This window comes from Candidatus Melainabacteria bacterium (assembly GCA_003963305.1).
GTDB lineage: Bacteria > Cyanobacteriota > Vampirovibrionia > Obscuribacterales > Obscuribacteraceae > PALSA-1081.
Genome location: RXJR01000015.1, coordinates 53,886 through 67,074, shown reverse-complemented (window position 1 = coordinate 67,074; position 13,189 = coordinate 53,886). Strand labels below are relative to the sequence as shown.

General features: G+C 49.5%; 13 protein-coding genes. 6 read left to right on the top strand and 7 right to left on the bottom strand.

Annotated features, from left to right (window positions below; all coding sequences use genetic code 11):
- Positions 1 to 91: 91 nt before the first annotated feature.
- Entirely contained in the window at positions 92 to 682 is a 591-nt protein-coding gene (locus EKK48_15350) for a hypothetical protein (protein RTL40635.1), read from the bottom strand.
- A gap of 131 nt (positions 683 to 813) precedes the next feature.
- Positions 814 to 2,388, bottom strand: coding sequence for a serine/threonine protein kinase (locus tag EKK48_15345; GenBank protein ID RTL40634.1), 1,575 nt, complete (start codon positions 2,386 to 2,388; stop codon positions 814 to 816).
- Between the two features lie 593 nt (positions 2,389 to 2,981).
- On the opposite strand from EKK48_15345, the gene EKK48_15340 reads away from it, so the two are divergent.
- Entirely contained in the window at positions 2,982 to 4,169 is a 1,188-nt protein-coding gene (locus EKK48_15340) for a hypothetical protein (GenBank protein RTL40633.1), read from the top strand.
- On the opposite strand, the gene EKK48_15335 is transcribed toward EKK48_15340, so the two are convergent.
- Positions 4,170 to 4,856, bottom strand: a complete 687-nt coding sequence (locus EKK48_15335) for a hypothetical protein (protein ID RTL40632.1) — start codon at positions 4,854 to 4,856, stop codon at positions 4,170 to 4,172.
- 76 nt (positions 4,857 to 4,932) lie between these two features.
- The gene (locus EKK48_15330; protein ID RTL40631.1) at positions 4,933 to 6,603 is read right to left on the bottom strand and encodes a tetratricopeptide repeat protein; all 1,671 of its coding nucleotides are present in this window, start codon (positions 6,601 to 6,603) and stop codon (positions 4,933 to 4,935) included.
- A 186-nt stretch (positions 6,604 to 6,789) separates the two neighbouring features.
- Here EKK48_15330 and EKK48_15325 point away from each other — a divergent pair, with 186 nt between their 5' ends.
- Both EKK48_15325 and EKK48_15320 read left to right on the top strand, forming a co-directional pair.
- Positions 6,790 to 7,233 carry a hypothetical protein gene (locus tag EKK48_15325; GenBank protein ID RTL40630.1) on the top strand — a complete coding sequence of 148 codons (444 nt, stop codon included), beginning with the start codon at positions 6,790 to 6,792 and terminating at the stop codon, positions 7,231 to 7,233.
- 55 nt (positions 7,234 to 7,288) lie between these two features.
- Complete coding sequence (locus EKK48_15320; protein RTL40629.1) at positions 7,289 to 8,146, top strand: hypothetical protein; 858 nt, start codon at positions 7,289 to 7,291, stop codon at positions 8,144 to 8,146.
- A 3-nt stretch (positions 8,147 to 8,149) separates the two neighbouring features.
- Here EKK48_15320 and mscL read toward each other — a convergent pair whose 3' ends face one another.
- The 3 genes from mscL to EKK48_15305 form a co-directional block, all read right to left on the bottom strand.
- Complete coding sequence (gene mscL, locus EKK48_15315) at positions 8,150 to 8,566, bottom strand: large conductance mechanosensitive channel protein MscL (protein RTL40628.1); 417 nt, start codon at positions 8,564 to 8,566, stop codon at positions 8,150 to 8,152.
- A 47-nt stretch (positions 8,567 to 8,613) separates the two neighbouring features.
- Positions 8,614 to 9,504, bottom strand: coding sequence for an alpha/beta hydrolase (locus EKK48_15310; GenBank protein ID RTL40627.1), 891 nt, complete (start codon positions 9,502 to 9,504; stop codon positions 8,614 to 8,616).
- Between the two features lie 77 nt (positions 9,505 to 9,581).
- The gene (locus tag EKK48_15305) at positions 9,582 to 10,586 is read right to left on the bottom strand and encodes a hypothetical protein (GenBank protein RTL40626.1); all 1,005 of its coding nucleotides are present in this window, start codon (positions 10,584 to 10,586) and stop codon (positions 9,582 to 9,584) included.
- Between the two features lie 135 nt (positions 10,587 to 10,721).
- On the opposite strand from EKK48_15305, the gene EKK48_15300 reads away from it, so the two are divergent.
- The 3 genes from EKK48_15300 to EKK48_15290 all read left to right on the top strand — a co-directional run bounded on the left by EKK48_15300 (position 10,722) and on the right by EKK48_15290 (position 12,874).
- Positions 10,722 to 11,429, top strand: a complete 708-nt coding sequence (locus EKK48_15300; protein RTL40625.1) for a hypothetical protein — start codon at positions 10,722 to 10,724, stop codon at positions 11,427 to 11,429.
- 74 nt (positions 11,430 to 11,503) lie between these two features.
- Positions 11,504 to 12,469, top strand: a complete 966-nt coding sequence (locus EKK48_15295) for an exopolyphosphatase (GenBank protein RTL40624.1) — start codon at positions 11,504 to 11,506, stop codon at positions 12,467 to 12,469.
- A 117-nt stretch (positions 12,470 to 12,586) separates the two neighbouring features.
- A complete protein-coding gene (locus EKK48_15290) occupies positions 12,587 to 12,874 on the top strand; it encodes a hypothetical protein (GenBank protein ID RTL40623.1) in 288 nt (95 codons plus the stop codon).
- Positions 12,875 to 13,189 lie beyond the last annotated feature (315 nt).

The window sequence follows — 13,189 nt, the reverse complement described above, 5'->3', positions numbered from 1 at the left end:
TTATGGATTTGTATCATGGATATACTCGTGCGGTATGGGCAGACTGTTAATGACGAATAAATCTTTGTGAGCCGCTGGCGTTTCAGCAGTCTTACTTGCCAAGAAATGCTGCTGCTTCGTCGAAGTTAAATGGACTGGAAATTGCTCCAATTTCGTACAAAATTGATGCCGCTCCGCTTATGCCACCATAATAACGATCGCTTCTCAGAATGCTTACCAGGGCGGCAGGAAAGTCTGTTTGGGAAAGAGCGACTTCCTCCGGGCTGTACCATCCCACAAATTGTCCGTGCTGCGTCATGGGCTGGTAGTCAGGACCTGGTTTGGGTGGATATCCTGTCGTATCGACGCCGCCGCTTGAGCCGCCGCTGCCACCGCTGCCGCCGCCCGGTCCAGCCGATGGACGCGATCTGCCGCCGATGAAATCCATGTCGCAAGTGTTGAGGTCGACCGATGCAGTCGATACGTTCGGCAGCATGATGACACCAGGGATGACACCACCTTGAGGCGAATTTTGAGTAACTGCACGATTGGAATTTCCGGTGGCTTGTCTGAGCACGTTGCCGACCGCCCTGGTGGCTATGCGATTTACTGCCTGGCGGACATTTTGTGCACCGGCGGGACCGGCTGTAAACAGACCGATCAGGAGGCTCAGCAAAGCAAATCTAGCCGCAGTCGCAAACATCGCGTCGTTCCTCTTTAATGAGCAAACCCAGGTTTCGGTTTGTACACCCATAATGAGCTACGGTCGTGACCTGCTTATGACAGCCGCGTGACGCGCTTGTGACATTTCAAACAGTTTCGGCATTTTCGGACTTATCGCATGTTTGGCGATGGTTCGACGGCCGTGGTCGGGGTGTATTGCCCGCTTGCGACCTGCTCCGCTTTGTCCGGGTTCCCGAGTTGACGAAGTACTTCAGCGTAGTCACTGCGCGCCTCGCCTTCCATTCCGAAGCCCGGTCCATGAATTTTTTTCTGCTCGCCGTAAATCTTCAGAGCCATTTCATAGTAAGGCAGGGCAAGTGCGTACTTGTGCAAGCCGAGGTAGCATTTGCCGATATGTTGATAATTGTCGGCGAGATAGTAAGGACCTCGGTCTTTGTAGGCGCTCAATCCAAACTGCAGAAGCGGAATTGCCTTTTCATAGTCTTTGTTGACGAAGTATTGATAGGATTTATTGTCGAAATCGTTGGCGTCTTTGAGTGGATCGTAAGGGCCTGGCTGGCTGTGCTGAACCGGGGCAGGAGCGGGGACATTTTTGATCACTAAAAATGCTCCTGCGATAAACATGAAATTCACTAGCAGTGCAACGGCGCTAACAGCGCCTACATAAGCCTTGTTGTCCAAACCGTAGGACTTCTTGCGTTGAGAGTTCTTAACTTTGAGTGTCTTTCCGTCTCTGAGATCTTGCAAGTCTTTCAACAGTTCGTCGGCACTTTGATATCTGTCGTTTGGGTCCTTTTCCAGGCATCGCCTGATCACCGCTTCCAGTTGAGCGGGAATTTTGTAATCATTGACAAGGCTGGAAAACGGCTTGGCTTGCTCGTTTAAGTGCTTGAGAATTATTTTGATTGGATTCTCCGCCGCAAAAGGTGCTTGCCCGGTCAATGTTTCATACATGACACAGCCAAAGGCATAAATGTCGCTGCGATTGTCGAGCTTGTTGCCCAGGCACTGCTCAGGTGACATGTACAGCGGGCTTCCGAAGATATCTCCGGTCTGGGTAAGATTCTGCGTTGCTTTCTGCTGACTGGGCAGGACTTTGGCGATACCAAAATCGACCAGTTTGACGAAGTCACCGCCGTTGATGCCTTTCGTGAGCATAATGTTGCTTGGCTTGATGTCTCTATGGACTACTGATTTGCCGTGAGCATGCACCATCGCTTCGCAGACTTGTATAAAGATATCCTGGGCGCGCGGAACGTCCATATAGCCGCCGTCTGCCAGTACTGCATCAAGACTGGTGCCGTCCAGATAGTCCATAACGATATATGGTGAGCCTTTTTTGCCCATGCCATAATCGTAAACAGCAACCAGATTTGGGCTGGTCAGACCGCGCGCTGCTTGGGCTTCTTGCTCGAAACGTTTGAGCGAGTTTTTGTCTTCAACCAGATTTGAATTTAGAACTTTGATGGCGAATGTCTTTTGCAGTTCTTTATCTCTAACTTTGTAGACGGCGCCCATTCCGCCCTGACCAAGCAGCGTTTGCACCTCATAGCGCTCACCAAGATTTTCGCTAACGTTGTTTCTTAATGCCTCTTCGTCTACGGGCGCTGTTTCGCCAGGTTCTGCGTCGTGCGTATTCGCTGGCGAGTCGGCACTATCTGCGGTATCTCCTGATGGCGGAGCGCCGCATGTGCAACGACTCTCGAAGGAAAGAAAACGGGTCACGTCACTTTCTGCCTTTGTTGAAATCGGCTTTCCGCAAGTTGAACAGCAAGTTTTCAATTCAAACTTTGATTTTTCTTTGAAACTCAAACCAGTGCCTCGTAATAGCCCTAATCTTTATTCCCAATTTGGATATAGTCGACTTGAAATTCATAACTTTCCGCCTAAATTAGGAGCTTTTTGTCGTTGAATCCGTCAGTGACAACAATCAACGCAGGAGTCAACGCGAGGCGTCAGTGGAGGAACCATGAAATCAGCAAAAGTACGTTTTTTGATAGCTAGCTTGCTCGCTCTGCTGCTTTATGGTGCCGAAGCCTATGCGAAGGATGCGAATTCGGCAGAAGGTCATGCTCCGCAGTTAAGTACCGGGCTTTCGATCTAAAAACTAGCCATAGTGCGCCTGGCTCATGGACGTGGTCAGCGTGGCTGTATGTTTTACTGGACGTTTATAAGTCAGGTCTAATGCAACTGCTAGCTGCTGGCGGCTTTTCGGGCTTTTTATTCGTGGACGTGTAGACAAGAGACACGGTAAAATTGTTCGACGCTAGCCAAGTGGAAAGCCTGGTTGGTCCGAAAAGAACGGCTGCGGTATCGCTTTGACCGATTTGAAATCAAGACAAAATGTGCCCGTCAGCGCTGCCATAGTCGCGTTGGTAATTGTGTTCGTGGTTAATCTCTGGCTTTCGGGGCAAGACAGCCTCTCCCGTGAGAGCCGTTTAGACCCCCACGCCAGTGATGCGTTGGCTGTTTCCAGTTTCATGCGTGAGCAGAAATTGTCGCCTGACATTGGACTTTTAGGTTCGTCGCTGGTGGCTGTCTCGTCTGTTCAGGCGGCAGCAATTGCTGAAAAGAAACCGGTGGACCGGTTGACCCATCGAAACAGCGAATATTTCGACCAGGCTCTGTCTCGGAATCTTGGCGTACAGACCAATACTGCTTGCCTCGCTCTTGGAGGGGCAATGGCTTCTGATGCTTATTTGCTGGCTAAACATGTTTTGAACGGCAACAAAGCCCCACGCGCCATCATATATGGTATCAGCGTCAGAGACTTTCAAGATAATTTGATGTTTGGTGTCGAGACTAGCGAAGCATTCAAATTGTTCTACCAGCCTGAAGATTTGCCGGATATCTGGCGTCTTCCGAAGATGACAGCCGACACAAAGTTGGCCCTGACTCTGGCATCTGTCTGTCCTCTTTGGGATGATCGCAGCGCCTTGAGCAATCAGGTGGGCAAGGTTGCATTCAAGCCTGTTGGCTCGTTACTTCCCGCAGTCGCGGCGAAACCTTCAGCCGCTCCGGCTATGCAGATTGATGGACCCCTCGCGCCTGGAGAGTCTGTCGGTCATCCCAGCGCTGAGCATATGAAGGAAGCTTATCTGAATCGGTATAACCCTCTTGCTCCCAGTCAAATCAAAACTCAATTTGCTTATTTCGATCGCCTGCTCAAGCTCTGTCGCAGTCGGCATGTGCCCGTTTTGGTAGTTAACATGCCTATCTCTCAAGATAATGTCGCCATCATGCCGCCGCAACTCTACGATTACTACATGAAAGAATCACAACGCCTGTGTCGCGAGAATTCCGTCGAGTTCCAAGATTTGAACAAGGCGCCGTTGAACGATGCTTCCAATTTCCTTGAGACGGTGCATCTCAACCCGCATGGCAGCACGATGTTCTTCGATGCGCTGGCTAAAACAGTAGGAACTTCTGCTGTCGCACAAGCCTTGAATGCAGGCAGCGGTCAGGCTCCCCATTATGCATCTGTAGGACAGAACGGAAACATGTAGCTACTGTGCAGTGCTCTTGCCCCAGAGCAGCTCCAGATTTATCATCTGTTGCCTGAGGGCATTTTTGTGCCGTCTATCAGCGCAGGCATCTGCCTCGTAGTGAAGCTGCCACCATTGGCGGTGTGCAATTTTTTTCAGTTTAACTGCTTCCTCAGCGCATGCTTCGTAGAGCTGCTCCATGAGATTGCGCGCATTCTCGGCTTCTTCGGTGTTCGGCTGTTCAAGCCCATCTCTGAATGCAGCAAAATCCTGTGGAGTGGTGTTTTGTCTGCCTTCGGCGAAGCACCATCTGTAGCGCACTACGACGTCTTTGTGTATGCGTTCGAGTTGTGACTGGTAGGCATCTTCGCGACGTTTCACGCCCTCAGGATAGAACTCCAGCGTGCCGCTCTCCGGCCAGTCTACGCCCGGTTCGACCGGCGTTTTGCTTTCGTCGTCGTAAATGATGAAGTGGCCTGGAAATGATGAAATTAAGTAGTCGAAGCAATCATCTCGAATGCGTGACCATCCTTTTGCGGTCAGTCTTCGACAGAGGGCTGGACTGTCTTCTGCCAGCGCCAGGTCGATTGTGCGTATGGCGTTGCACAACTTATGCAAGTTGGCACGCTCAGTGCCTTCCTTGAGTTTGTGCCAGTAGATGTTAACTTCGTCAAGCGTTAGTTTGCGTCTACGTTCTAAGCTAGCCATAGATTTACCCCAGACAGATTGTCTGAGATGGTTATACCCATAAGGCTCTCGGGTTAAGCGCTACCGGTATCGCAGCTTAATTAGTGTGGGAGTTCGAGCCCACTGAAACGGCTGTCACTGCATCTTCAACTGATGGATATTGCAATGAGACGAGTTGAACTGCCGGGCTCTGCGCGATCGGATATTGTTCCTTATTGCCATAGATCTGCGCGAGCTCAGAGATACTGTTGACCGGTCTTTCGTTGCTGACCTCTAGCTTTTCCTTGAAGTTTTTGATTTTGGGGTCCTGAAAAATGCCAGGACCAGTTAGCTTCTTCTTGTCGAAAACGACTGTAGCTGTAGGTGTATCGCCTGGTCCGACGATGACATCGAACACTCCTGGAATGCCCTTGATCATCGAACTGGCTGAATTGACTTTGCATTTGCAATTAGCCATCGGTATTTTGAAATCGATGGCCTGTGCAAAGCACTTGTATCCGTCCTTATCCGCAACGAACAGTTTTGCCAACGCGTCGTCCTGTGCTTTTCGTGCCTTCCTGTAATAGTTTGAGAGGTACACATCTTGTTCCGCTTCTGCCTGAGTCACAGGTGACGGTGTATGGATAATTTTCAGTGCTTGCTTTTTGTCACCGAGCTGTTCGTCGTTAGCTGCGAGCAATGCTTTGTTTTCCAGGTCGGCAGGTTTTAGCGTCAATGCCTGTGTAAGCGCTTCCTGAGAAAGCTTGAGCCACGCAGTTTGTTCCGATGGATTTGCTTTGGCCATGGCATCGAAAATTCTTGCGTAGCTTCGATATTCCGAGTCTGTGATTGTCTCAGTTTCTGCCAGTTGCAGAGCCAATTTTGCTTCTTTTGGAGTCTTTGCAAGTTTGATATCGCCTGTGCGCAACCAGGATCTTTGTCTGGCATCAAGAATTGGCGATACTTTTGGTTTGAGTTCTGTTATCAATGCTGCATCGTTAGTGTTTACGGCTATTTCAAACAACTGAATCAGCAACTTGTCTTTGATTTTTGGATCTGGATTGTTGGCTAGACCTCGTTTCAATACGTCTTTGGCTTTCTCTTGTTCGCCGGTCTTCTTGTAGTAGTTGCCCATCATCAGCAGCGCTGGTGGTTCTTTAACGCCCGCATTGTTCAATTCATCGAGAATGGCATTGGCGGATTTCGCATCACCCTTATTCATATAGCAAGCCGCAAGACCGACCTTAGCGCGCCAGGAGGTTGGATCTTCTGCGGCTAGCTTCTTGTATCTTTCCATCGCTGAGGCGAAGGCATGCAGTGAGCCGATCAGTGCAGCATGTGTGTTTTCTGCCATGGCTGGGTGTTCGCATTTGACGCCCATCGCAGCTTGTTCCAGGGCAGGACCGCCGCCTTTGTAATATGAGTACAGATAGGCCAGGGCAACGTGAGGCAGCCAGTAGTGCGGAGCTGCTTTCATCGCTTCTTCGTCTAATTTGATTGCTTGTTCGATGTTGTCCTTTTTCAGTTGTTCTGCCGCCTGGGCATGCAGCTCATTCGCCTTTTTAATGGCTTCATCGCTCTCTCTCGGGAGGAGTGCTTCTTCTTCGTCCTTTCCGTTAGCGACGCCCTGGCTGGTCGTGGGTTGCATCAGGTGAAGAGGGGCGTTTCCCGGTACAGGTGCAGTGGAATGCTTTGCCTCGCCAGTCGTCTCCTCCGCAAAAGCCGCCGAATAACAGAGTGACAACGTCATCGCCGTAGATAGAAAGAACTTTTGCCGAAATTCCAGCATTGCCAACTAACCTCGCATAAAAATTCCGCTGGGTGCCGCGGTGTGGTTGATTTTACCGTATCGAACGCCGAAATAATTTAGCCCGTTCTAAGACCGTTACAGGCGCATTGCTTTCATTTTTCGAGTAAGAACTTGGTAACAAGGAAACGGCAATATAACCTTGCCCCCGATTCTGGAGAGATTTCAATGGTAAGACATCGAGATTCAGGCGACACAGTCTGCAAAGGTACAACGTTCGTCGACTTAATGGACATGGCCAGGGAGGCCGGAACCCCGAAAGAGGGGCGTGTCGAGACGATTTATACGCCTCAGGGAATGGGACTTCAGTTTTACACGGTGTTGCCCCACGCGCCTCAGTATGGAGACCGTGAGTTTCCCCACAGCCGGAGCGCTTCGTATCTAGCAACTAGAGAACACGAAGGGGATAAGCTCACTTCTGATGAGCGGAAGGCGCTGGCAGGGTACAGGCAGTATCCAAACAGCCAAGAATTAGGATACTTTGCCGGTCTTGAGAAACAAGGAAAGTTGACTCCGGCAATGAAGAAAGAATTTCAGGAAGCGAAGGAAGAGGCAGGTTGTTTGACTAGCGCCAGGGTTCAAAAGGATGGATCAATAGAGTTTAAGCGCTAGCCGTGGTAATTTGGTCTGCGTAGGTCGTTTCGCTGAACTCTTCGCAGGACATCCTATGACCACGAGCCAAATTGCGCCTCCACAGATTTACAGATTGCCTCAGCCCTTTCGTGGCTTCTTCTCAAAGGCTGTCCACTACAAAGGCTTCTTGATCATGGGTCATGAAGACGTCAGTGATGTGGCACTGATTGAGGCGCACCGAAGGATTTCATATGCCTTGCACAAGGCTCCTGAGGTTCTGGCAAATCTTCTGCACGCGAAGGCTGAATATCACATTATTGGTCTCAAGCAAAAGACTTCAGATTTGCCCCAGCATCGCTTTAGAGGCAGGCGAAAACCTCGTCCGGGTATTTTCTCTTTCGACCAGAGGGTGCGCGGGCAGGGCGGTTTGTTTTCGTCGTGCGGTGAGGAAAATCTTTTGCCTGAGCGTGAAGGGTTAGACTTGCGCGATGTTTGTATTCATGAATTCGCTCACGGTCTGATGGACTTTGGGTTTGATGCCGCCATGCGCGATGCGGTCAAAGAGCAATATCTTGCCTCCAAAAATCACTGGGCTGCCACCTGGGCGCGAACTAATTCAGACGAGTTTTTTGCTGAGATGAGCACATGGTATTGCGGCAGCGAGGGCGACGGCGGATACATGGATCCTTACCCCGAGCGCGGTCCCGCTTGGCTCGCACAATTTGATCCATCCACATTTGAGTTGCTCGATGCTATTTATCAGGGAAGATTTGTGCCTCAGACGTACTTACCCAATATGTATGTTTCACCGCGATTATACGGAACCGCAACGACCGCTTTTGAATTGCTTGGAGTTTCTCGGGAGCAGTCGATTGCTGAAGGTGACAGCAAATTTGCTGAGCGAGTCTTCGCCCATGCCGAAAAGATCAAAGACATAAGCCACCGTCTGTAGTGGTTAAGCAAACACAGAGCAGCAGGCGCGACATTTACGCGCGGCCGTCGGCACTGTCTCCAAACATTCCGGACATTGCTTGGTCGGGTCAGCCGGTGCAGGTTCTGGGTCCTTCGGTAATACAGTCTTGGTGATGGCGAACACAACAAAGGCAATGATGGTGAAATCGATGACCGAGCCAAGAAAGTGCCCGTACTTGACCGCACTCACCGTCGGCTTACCACTGGGATCAACGCCTTTGCTCAGCACAATTTGTGCATCGCGCCAATCACCTGCAGGCATGACGCAAGAGATTGGCGGCATGAGCAAGTCGTCGACAACTGCTGAAACGACTTTTCCTGTGGCTGCACCGATGATGACGCCTACGGCAAGGGCAAACGCGTTTGTTTTGAGGAGAAATTCTTTGAAATCTTTGATCATCGGGTGGCACCTTCAAAATGTTTCCCGAGTATATCCTCTTGAAATTCTCACTCCAGTTTTTGCATAAATTCGGCTAAGCCGTTCTTATAGACGGGAGATGACATCATTACTCTGTCTCCGTGCCCACCTCCGTCTATACGAAGAATTCCTTTCGGTTCCGCAGCCATATCAAAGAGCAGATTGGCTTGTTCGATCGGTGTTAGATGGTCAGCCGTTCCGGCAATCAATAAAAGTGGTGCATGTTGCTCGTGGAAAGCTGTCGAGTTGTCTAGATAATATCCAGGAGCAAACCATAGCCACTGCGGATAATACTGCAGAAACGGCAGAATGGAGAGCGCTTTATGGCGCAGTGAGTAAAGCGGACACTCAAGGATAACCGCCGCGCTTTTGTGGCGCCGCGAAAGTTCGCCGCTTACGAGCGTCCCTATCGATTCACCAAAGAAAATGATCTGCTCCGGCTTGTAGTTATGACTGAGCAGAAATTTGTAGGCGCCCTCCGCGTCCTGCACGATGCCCTCCAGCGACGGCTCGCCCTGGCTGCGACCATAGCCGGAATAGTCGTATGCAAAGACGGAGCAATTGTTGCTCAGCGGTCGTTCGGCAAGAAATGCTCGTTGCAACGCGTTTCCCGCATTGCCGTGACTGATCAGGGCGATTTTCTTTGCCCCCGGCAATCTGTAAAGTAATCCATGTAGCTTATTGCCGTTCTCAGATTGGAAGTAAATGTCTTCGGGCGTTATGCCGCAGGCTTTCTGCGGCCAGTCGCTGCCAACAGGATATTTTGATGGATGAAAAATTACCTGGTTGTACAACGGCCGTCCAACAATAGGCGCCAGCCCGATCATAATAGCGATTGGTATAGCAAGAATGGTGGCGAGAACGCCCTTTAAGACGAAGCTCCAGTTGATTGATTTCAGTTTCTGAATCAATGGATGCATAAATTCACGTGTACGCGAGGTGTCCTGACCTCCATTCACGTTACCAAATTTTGGTCTGAGAGACTACTGTCAGACTTTCACACACGCCATGAGCGCGAGCCGTCCGGCGACGAAAAGAGTGTGTGCGTCATGCCATCTGCACAGCAAAGAACGGTCAAATATAAATTTGATGAGTTGTCGTAGGTTGTTTTAATCGAGCGTACTAACGATAGTTCAATCACTCCGCCAATTGTCATAAATTTCAGCGTCGTACCAAAGCCATCATATTCGATACTACTCGAAAGTAGGTGCCCGGTCGATGTTCTCGTTTCAGTGGCGGTGAAGAATGAGCGGAACAGCCCCAGAAAGCTTGATGCGAGTTCGCCCTGGTAATTGTAGGTCACTGTTTCGGTAGTATCGTCTACCTCTGGTGCTGCTGCCGTGCGCATGCGAATTAATGGATCGGCTTTAACGCACATACCGGGAACTGTCGAGAGACCCGGTGGGGCGATCACAGTCTGCACATTCGCCGGTCTCGGGCTATTGGCAGTTTCAATCACCTTGCGTGTCACATCTGGTGAAGGACCAGGTTTTCGGACACTATGGTTGAGCGCATGTTCGTGATCGATTGGCAATAAAAATACATCGCCCGGTTTGAGATGATCGACATCAGCGTTCAGCTCTTTGACTTCGTGGAGATAGCTCTCGATCTCGCCATGCGTCGCCTCGCGCTTCAGTCTTTTGGCCAGCGCAATCGTCACGATCGAGCGCGCCGTGTCGCCTGATCTGACTCTGTAAACAGACGAAAGATCGGGGCTTTCCATCATGGACATGAATGTCACATTGATGACTCTTTCGAGATTCAGCTTTTCCGTTGCCGGCTGCGCGGTCGCTTGTACAGTAGAGAATGCAATAGGTGGCGGAACCGGTACACTCATCGAATTGACCTCGAAGAAACGACCGGCTGTGAACCCGGTCAAGTCCTGTGTGTGTGTGGCGCTAGTAAGTAGAGTTACCCTAACTTTATAGTTGTATCGATAACGTGTTACCAGGATGTTACGGATGGCAGCAGATTGCCAGGCCAATCTAATTTGCGATGCCATTTTGTCGAAAATTTTGGGCAGAGTTGTGGTCGTTTGGTCAGGAGCTTAGATTAAATCGGAATGTATGTGTCCAGAATCTTCAGGTTGTGTATAGACACTTGAGCCCTAAATATATTTGCCCATGGAGGGATTGCCATGACCTGGAGATCCGAGCGCGGCTCAAACGACTACGACTGTCAACAAGGCGTGAACCCTTTTGATAACGGAATGCAGGATCAATCAATGAGAGACAAAGCAGATTTGTCGAGCGCCATTTGGAAGCGTGATTCAGGATGTGGCGGCGGCGGTTGTTCTTGCGGATGCTGTCATGGCAGAAGCGGCAATGAGCGCCCCGTGATCGAGGATCCAAAAGCTTTTGAAGCCGGAATAAGTCAAATGACCAAAGTTTTGCAAGGGCTTGGTTTGACTATTGATCTACCTGCCCTCTGGCCGAAGTTGTACGAAGGCACCCCGTACGCCAATATGTTGCCTGATTTGGAGACGAACTTGAACAACTCCGGTAGTTTCGAGCCGAATGGGAAAAACTCCGGTAATTCCGATTCACCATATTCAACCGACAGTTCTGACCGAACCAAAACGATTACCGTAAGTAATGGCGATCAATTGACACTGGGCGGAATGCACGGATTTTCTTTAGTCGATAAAGATGGAATGCCCGTGACTGTCGTTAAGACTCTAGATTCTGGAGCTATGGACGCTCCCGTCGAGCATGTGCTGAGCAACGGTGCGATCTATCGCAGTCGCGGTGGATGGAATCACAATGAATCCATCACCTGGCCAAATGGTGATGTTGTGCGCTTTTCCGATGCAGGTAAGTTTGAATCATACGAGCCTCATGATTAATGTTCAAGATCCTGGTTTAGAATCCGCGTTCATGCGGCAGGATATTGAAGCAATCTATAGTGAGGCTGAACGCTATGACAACACCCAATGCGAGCGCGGGTTCGGTTAAAGACGCGACCAAATGTCGATTGGTGACACGCAGTGATTTTGACGGACTTGTGTGTGCTGTGCTGTTAAAGCATTTGGATATGATTGACGACATTTTGTTCGTTCATCCTAAAGACATGCAAGATGGAAAAGTTGAAATTACAAATAAGGATATTACAACCAACTTGCCATACGTCGAAGGCGTACATCTGGCTTTCGATCACCATTCCAGTGAAATGATACGCAACAAGGGCGAGAAAGATAACTACATTATCGACCCCAAAGCAATGTCAGCTGCTCGTGTTGTTTATGATCACTTCGGCGGCGCAAAAACATTTCCTTCTAAATGGAATGACATGATGGTCGCCGTTGATAAAGCAGATGCTGCACAATTCAGCAAAGAAGAGATATTGCATCCAACTGACTGGGTGCTGCTCAACTATTTGATGGACCCGCGTACAGGGCTGGGTCGGTTCAGAAACTTTCGCATCTCGAACTATAACCTGATGATGGAGTTGATTGATGCCTGCAAAGACAAAGAGATTTCAGAAATCATGCAGATGCCCGATGTGAAAGAGAGAGTCGATCTATATTTCGAGCAGGAAGAGCTCTTCAAGGAGCAGGTCAATCGCTGCTCTCAGATACATAAGAATCTGCTCGTTTTGAATTTAAAGAACGAGGAAACGATTTACGCCGGTAATCGTTTCATGATTTATGCAATGCATCCGGAAACCAACATCTCAATCCATGTTTTGTGGGGGTTGAAGCAGCAGAATACTGTCTTTGCAATTGGGAAGTCGATCGTTAATCGCAGCTCAAAAACAAATATCGGGGAACTCTGCCTGAAGTACGAGGGCGGCGGGCACGAAAACGCCGGTACGTGTCAAGTCAGCAATGAGCGCGCCGACGAAGTGTTGCAAGAACTCATCAAAAAAATAAACTCAGATGGATAAGTGACGACGCTGTGCTAAACTCGGTCGAAGTCTTTTAGCGGTGGTAACGGAGTTGCTTAACCGTTAGCTATTCAGTGGCTTTCTGCGGCGGCAGGCAATAAGAGGTAACAGAGCACGATGATAGAAGTGGTAGCGGTTTCAATCAATGGACATCCCCTGAAAGTAGCAGACGCGAAGAGAGTGGGCTTAAACGGTCACCGTCTGGCAATCAAGAGATTGAGCCCGGAAGATGAGGCTGAATTGCAAGGCCAAATTAAGGCTAATCGTAAGGCTGGCGCCAAAGTGCCGGTGACTTTGATCTTTTCAAGCGACAGAGAGCACAAAATTGAGGCGTTCAGCGATTCGTTCAGATTTCACGAAGACCTGTTGACTTTCGAAGAAATAGAGAATCTGCCGAAGAAGTAGAGATCTGCCGAAGAAGTAGAGATCTGCCGAAGAAGTAGAAATCTGCCTAAGAAGTAGAAATCTGCTGAAGAAGTAGAGAAGCATTATCCAGCATATTGTAAGAGCGGCATCATTCATGCCGCTCTTTGCTTTTGTACGCGTAGTTTACGCAAGTATTGGACACAGTTCGGACACTGGTCCATACGAACATGTAGGAAATCGCACAGACGATGACGGCGTTGAACAAATGAGCTTTTCAAAAGCCATTCATATCAACAATCTGCGGTGCGCCTGATGTAAGTAATCGACTCAGTGTGCGGAATCATTTTTACGAAG